Below are 4,772 nucleotides of genomic sequence, written 5' to 3' on the forward strand. Positions count from 1 at the left end.
CCGAGCACCACAAGGCCGACAGCAGCGGCAGCCGCCGGATGGTCGCGGGCCGACCTCTCGATCACCCTGCCCTGTTTACGCAGTGCCGGCATGGCGTCGCGCAGACGCCCCGCAAGATCGGAATAGGTGTCGAAGGCTGCATCGCGACCGTCCTCGTAGTAGGCGCCGCCTCGCCTTGCCACAGCCCTCTTCAAGCTGGCCAGTTCTTTGGTGAGAGCCGCGACCTGCCTGTCGAGATCGATGTCCGAGAGGGTCGAAAATGATGCCATGATGTGTTTCCTTCACTTGCAGAAGGAAACGTAACGCCTCACCGGAAGACGGGTTCCGGTTTCGAACTATCGCGTCGGGCTGCGGTCAGCGCACCTGATCAAGCAGGCGCTTGCATTCCAGGAGGTCGAACAACGCCTCCTGCAGCAAGGCCCTGTTGTCGCGCGAGAGTTTCGATGCATCCGGCTGCACCGGACCGTCCTCGTCGCTCTTGCCCAGGCCGAAAAAGCGACGGCTGGGTTTGACGCGCGGCTGGCCGACCAGTTCGTCGTCCATGCTGCGCGGCTGGGCCGCCGGCGTCAGCGGCACCTGGTCAGCCTGCCTTCGCTGCGAGATCGCCTCGACGGCGGCCATGTCGCCATTGCCGATGGCAACCAGGAAATGGTTGCCGTTCTCGCGCAACAGCTTCTGCACGCCCTTGATGGTGTAGCCCTGGTCGTAGAGCATGTGACGGATGCCCTTGATCAGCTCGACATCCTGCGGCCGGTAGTAACGACGGCCGCCGCCGCGCTTCATCGGCTTGATCTGGTTGAAACGCGTTTCCCAGAAGCGCAGCACATGCTGCGGCAAATCGAGATCTTCGGCGACCTCGCTGATGGTACGAAAGGCGTCGGGGCTCTTGTCCATGGGCGAATCCTCACGCTGGACGATGATCCGGCCTAGCTGCCGAATCGGGGCTTATTTCAGCGGTTTATGAAGCAATATTCAAGCCCGGCGTCATGGCGGTGGCGGTTTTCAACCGCGCTCTAGGATTACTTGCCGCTTTTGGCCTTGCCGCTCTGATGGGAGCGCAAGATACGGCTCTTCAGCACGTTGGACGACTTGAAGGTCATCACCCGACGCGGCAGGATCTGCACTTCCTCGCCAGTCTTGGGATTGCGGCCGATACGCTCGTTCTTGGAGCGGACGTGGAATGTCGCGAAGGACGACAGCTTCACCGTTTCGCCGCGCACGATGGCTTCGCAGATTTCATCCAGCACCGCTTCGACGAGTTCGGCCGATTCAGTGCGCGACAGGCCGACCTTCCGGTAAACTGCCTCGGCAAGGTCGGCGCGCGTAAGTGTCTTTCCCCCCATGCGACCGTCCCATCAGCTCAAAACATAAAATTCGGCACAACAACGGCAGAGCCTAAGTAATTGATCCGTCAAGGTCAAGGACCGAAACTGGACCGTTCGGCACTTACCAGCGAACCAGGACAGCGCCCCAGGTGAAGCCGCCACCCATCGCTTCCAGGAGGACGAGATCGCCCTTCTTGATGCGGCCGTCGGCAACGGCCACCGACAGCGCCAACGGCACGGAAGCAGCCGAGGTGTTACCGTGCAAATCGACCGTAACCACCACCTTTTGCTCAGCTATCCCGAGCTTCTTGGCGGAAGCGTCAATAATTCGTTTATTGGCCTGGTGCGGCACGAACCAGTCGAGATCCTCGGCTGAGATACCGGCTTGCGCGAACGTCGCCTCGATGACGTCGGTGATCATGCCGACCGCGTGCTTGAAGACTTCGCGGCCCTCCATCCGGAGATGGCCGACCGTACCCGTCGTCGACGGCCCGCCATCGACAAAAAGCTTGTCCTTGTGCGTGCCGTCGGAGCGCAGGCTGGCCGCCAGAACGCCATGGTCGGCGATCGTGCCCGCGCCCTCGCCCGCTTCCAGGATCATGGCACCGGCGCCGTCTCCGAACAGCACACAGGTCGACCGGTCGCTCCAGTCGAGAATGCGCGAGAATGTTTCGGACCCGATCACCAGGACACGCTTGGCCAGGCCGCCGCGGATGTAGAGATCGGCGGTGGTCACGGCATAGACGAAACCCGAACAGACCGCCTGCATGTCGAAGGCAAAGCCGTGATGCATACCGAGCCGGTTCTGGATCTCGACGGCGGTGGCCGGAAACGTGTTGTTGGGCGTCGAGGTCGCCAGCACGATCAGATCGATGTCGGCGGGCGTGAGGCCCGCATTGGCAAGTGCGGCACGTGCCGCCGCTTCCCCCAGCGAAGCGGTCGTCTCGTCATCGCCCGCGATGTGGCGCTGGCGAATGCCGGTGCGCTGGGCGATCCACTCGTCGGAGGTCTCGACCATGCCTTCGAAATCGGCATTCTTCATGATTCGGCGGGGCAGCGCGGCGCCCGTGCCGCGCACGACTGATCTGATCAAAGTTCTTTCCTATTCCTTTGCGTCGGTGACGACGTCGGATTTCCTAGATGACAGGGCGCGCGGGTTGCGCGCATGAAACAGGTCCAGATCGGCCTCGATACGGTCGAGGAGGTTGTTGCGGACCATGTCATAGCCGAGTTCGATCGCGGCGGCGAACCCGTCAGAATCAGCACCGCCATGGCTTTTGACGACGATCCCGCTCAGCCCCAGGAAAACGCCGCCATTGGAGCGGCCGACATCCATCTTTTCGCGCAAGCGGTTGAAGGCGCCCTTAGCGAAGACGTAGCCGATCCTGGCCATCAGGGTGCGGCTCATCGCGGCGCGCAGATAACCCGCTATCTGGCGCGCCGTGCCTTCCGCGGTCTTCAGAGCGATGTTGCCGGCGAAGCCCTCGGTCACCACAACGTCGACCGTGCCCTTGCCGATATCGTCGCCCTCGACGAAACCGTGATAGTTCATCGAGGCCATGTTGGCTTCGCGCAGCATGCGCCCCGCCTCCTTAACCTCTTCCTGGCCTTTGATCTCCTCGACGCCGACATTGAGCAGGCCGACGCTGGGCCGGGCTATGCCGAAGACCGAGCGCGCCATGCCGGTGCCGAGAATGGCAAAATCGATGAGCTGTTGCGCATCGGCCCCGATGGTCGCGCCGACATCCAGCACCACGCTTTCGCCGCGCAATGTCGGCCAAAGGGCTGCGATCGCCGGGCGATCGATGGTGGCCATGGTGCGCAGGCAGAATTTCGACATCGCCATCAGCGCACCGGTGTTGCCCGCGGAAATGCAGGCGTCGGCCGTGCCGGCCTTGACCGCTTCGACGGCCTTCCACATCGATGACTTCCAGCGGCCGTGGCGCAGCGCCTGGCTCGGCTTGTCGTCCATCCTGACCGCAATTTCGCAATGGAAGAATTCGCTGATCTCGGCAAGCTTGGGAAATTTGGCGAGCTCCGGGCGCACGACCTCCTCACGCCCGAAGATGACGAAGCGGATGTCGGGACGACGGGTCGCGACCGTCATGAGCGCTGGAATGACCACGGCTGGTCCGTGATCGCCGCCCATGGCATCGATGGAAATCCTGATCACGCGGTATTTGTCTCACGGTTAGGCGGCAGGTCGTTTAGCGACCGCGAAGGTTCGGCGAAAATAACGGTTTTGGGCTGCCACACAACCGACTTTTCCGTCGCGGGCGAGCTTTTCAGGATTTTCCCAGCAAGGATCGCAGTTTTTGCTGAAATTCATTCTCCGCCGGTTCGGTCTCGCTGCCGGCGTTGAGCGCTGCGCCCTGCTTACGCGGATAGGGGTCGATGGCGAGCCCGAAATACTGTTCGGCGAGTGCCCCGACATCGATCGTGTCACCGGAAAATGTCTCTGGACTGTCAGGGCCTTCCGCGTCGAGCAGGATCTCGCCGCCACCATCGAAACCCTGCCGTCCAAGCTTGGAATCCTCGGGCAGCAGCAGCGCTTCGACCGGTTCGTCGATATGCGCTTCGACAGGCTCGAGCGTGACGATGCAGGCCTGGGTGATGTCGGCTTCGACACGACCGCTTATCTTCACGCCATTGCGCTTCCACGACGCGACCAGAAGCTCGGCGCGATAGGATTCGACCGAAATCAACCCGTGCTCCTCGGCCAGTGCCGCACGCTGTGCGGCATCGGCTTCGACAACCAGCGGCAGGCCCTTTTGCGGCAGGCGCGTGATGTTTGCACGGAAGGAGACCGGGCTTTGCGGGTCCACATGCTTCATTGTTCAACCTCCTTGGCGGCGGGAAAGGTCAGCGTGCCGGAGACAATCGATTCGGATGTCTGCGCGGCCAGATGATTGCGCGCGTCGGTAACATAGTTGGCCAGCAGCGATGCTTCCAGCCAGGCGCCCGCGTCGGGCCGGACATTGCGGGCAAGAGCCGCGGTCAGCGCTTCATGGTCGTTTCTTTCCAGGGCATCGTCATAGGCAGCGGTTCGGCCATAAAACATCTTTGCCAGCTTTTTCATGCGTTTGGGCACGCCAACGTCGCCAATGCCCAATTCCCGCAACGAATGGTCGACGTCGAGGAAGAACTCGTCGATCAGCACCTGGGCGACCTCTTGCGCCGCACCGCTCTCACCGCGCAACCTGTGCTGGAACAGGAACATGTGCAGCGACAGCATCTCGAAACGGCCAAGCGGCGTGTCTGGCACATTCCAGTGGGAATAAAACACCGTCTGCCGCGCCGCCGCCACGATTTGTGCGTAAAGCGCCTCGGTGATAGCGCGGTTGGCGTAGCGTTCGCGGCCAAAAAAGCGCTGGAACATTGGGGATGGTCTCCTGGGGACCGTTTGTTGAAGTGGGCTTGTTGCATCGGCAAGCAAGCTGGTTTACC

The 4,772-nt window shown here is 61.9% G+C and carries 7 protein-coding genes; all 7 read right to left on the bottom strand.

The features are described from left to right. Positions 1 to 269: hypothetical protein (locus tag ENZ75_RS21395; RefSeq protein WP_128278295.1), on the bottom strand; the 269-nt coding region annotated here is incomplete at its 3' end. Positions 270 to 354: 85 nt separating this feature from the next. Beyond that, complete coding sequence (locus tag ENZ75_RS21400) at positions 355 to 894, bottom strand: MerR family transcriptional regulator (protein WP_063167770.1); 540 nt, start codon at positions 892 to 894, stop codon at positions 355 to 357. A 125-nt stretch (positions 895 to 1,019) separates the two neighbouring features. Beyond that, complete coding sequence (locus tag ENZ75_RS21405; protein ID WP_128278296.1) at positions 1,020 to 1,343, bottom strand: integration host factor subunit alpha; 324 nt, start codon at positions 1,341 to 1,343, stop codon at positions 1,020 to 1,022. A 103-nt stretch (positions 1,344 to 1,446) separates the two neighbouring features. After that, the gene (locus ENZ75_RS21410) at positions 1,447 to 2,418 is read right to left on the bottom strand and encodes a beta-ketoacyl-ACP synthase III (protein ID WP_024504674.1); all 972 of its coding nucleotides are present in this window, start codon (positions 2,416 to 2,418) and stop codon (positions 1,447 to 1,449) included. A gap of 9 nt (positions 2,419 to 2,427) precedes the next feature. Further along, positions 2,428 to 3,498: a phosphate acyltransferase PlsX gene (gene plsX, locus ENZ75_RS21415; RefSeq protein WP_024504675.1), complete on the bottom strand. Its 1,071-nt coding sequence runs from the start codon at positions 3,496 to 3,498 to the stop codon at positions 2,428 to 2,430. A gap of 112 nt (positions 3,499 to 3,610) precedes the next feature. After that, positions 3,611 to 4,159: a DUF177 domain-containing protein gene (locus tag ENZ75_RS21420; protein WP_013532234.1), complete on the bottom strand. Its 549-nt coding sequence runs from the start codon at positions 4,157 to 4,159 to the stop codon at positions 3,611 to 3,613. Next, a complete protein-coding gene (locus tag ENZ75_RS21425; RefSeq protein WP_063167769.1) occupies positions 4,156 to 4,704 on the bottom strand; it encodes a ubiquinol-cytochrome C chaperone family protein in 549 nt (182 codons plus the stop codon). The genes ENZ75_RS21420 and ENZ75_RS21425 overlap by 4 nt, the downstream gene beginning before the upstream one ends. Between the last annotated feature and the right edge of the window lie 68 nt (positions 4,705 to 4,772).

Source organism: Mesorhizobium sp. M7A.F.Ca.CA.002.04.1.1 (assembly GCF_004022805.1).
GTDB classification, from domain to species: Bacteria; Pseudomonadota; Alphaproteobacteria; order Rhizobiales; family Rhizobiaceae; genus Mesorhizobium; species Mesorhizobium ciceri.

What these genes read in the sequence shown, in the direction of transcription:
- ENZ75_RS21400 (WP_063167770.1), bottom strand. Translation starts at nt 894, where the DNA reads ATGGACAAGAGCCCCGACGCCTTTCGTACCATCAGCGAGGTCGCCGAA.
- ENZ75_RS21405 (WP_128278296.1), bottom strand. Translation starts at nt 1,343, where the DNA reads ATGGGGGGAAAGACACTTACGCGCGCCGACCTTGCCGAGGCAGTTTAC.
- ENZ75_RS21420 (WP_013532234.1), bottom strand. Translation starts at nt 4,159, where the DNA reads ATGAAGCATGTGGACCCGCAAAGCCCGGTCTCCTTCCGTGCAAACATC.
- ENZ75_RS21425 (WP_063167769.1), bottom strand. Translation starts at nt 4,704, where the DNA reads ATGTTCCAGCGCTTTTTTGGCCGCGAACGCTACGCCAACCGCGCTATC.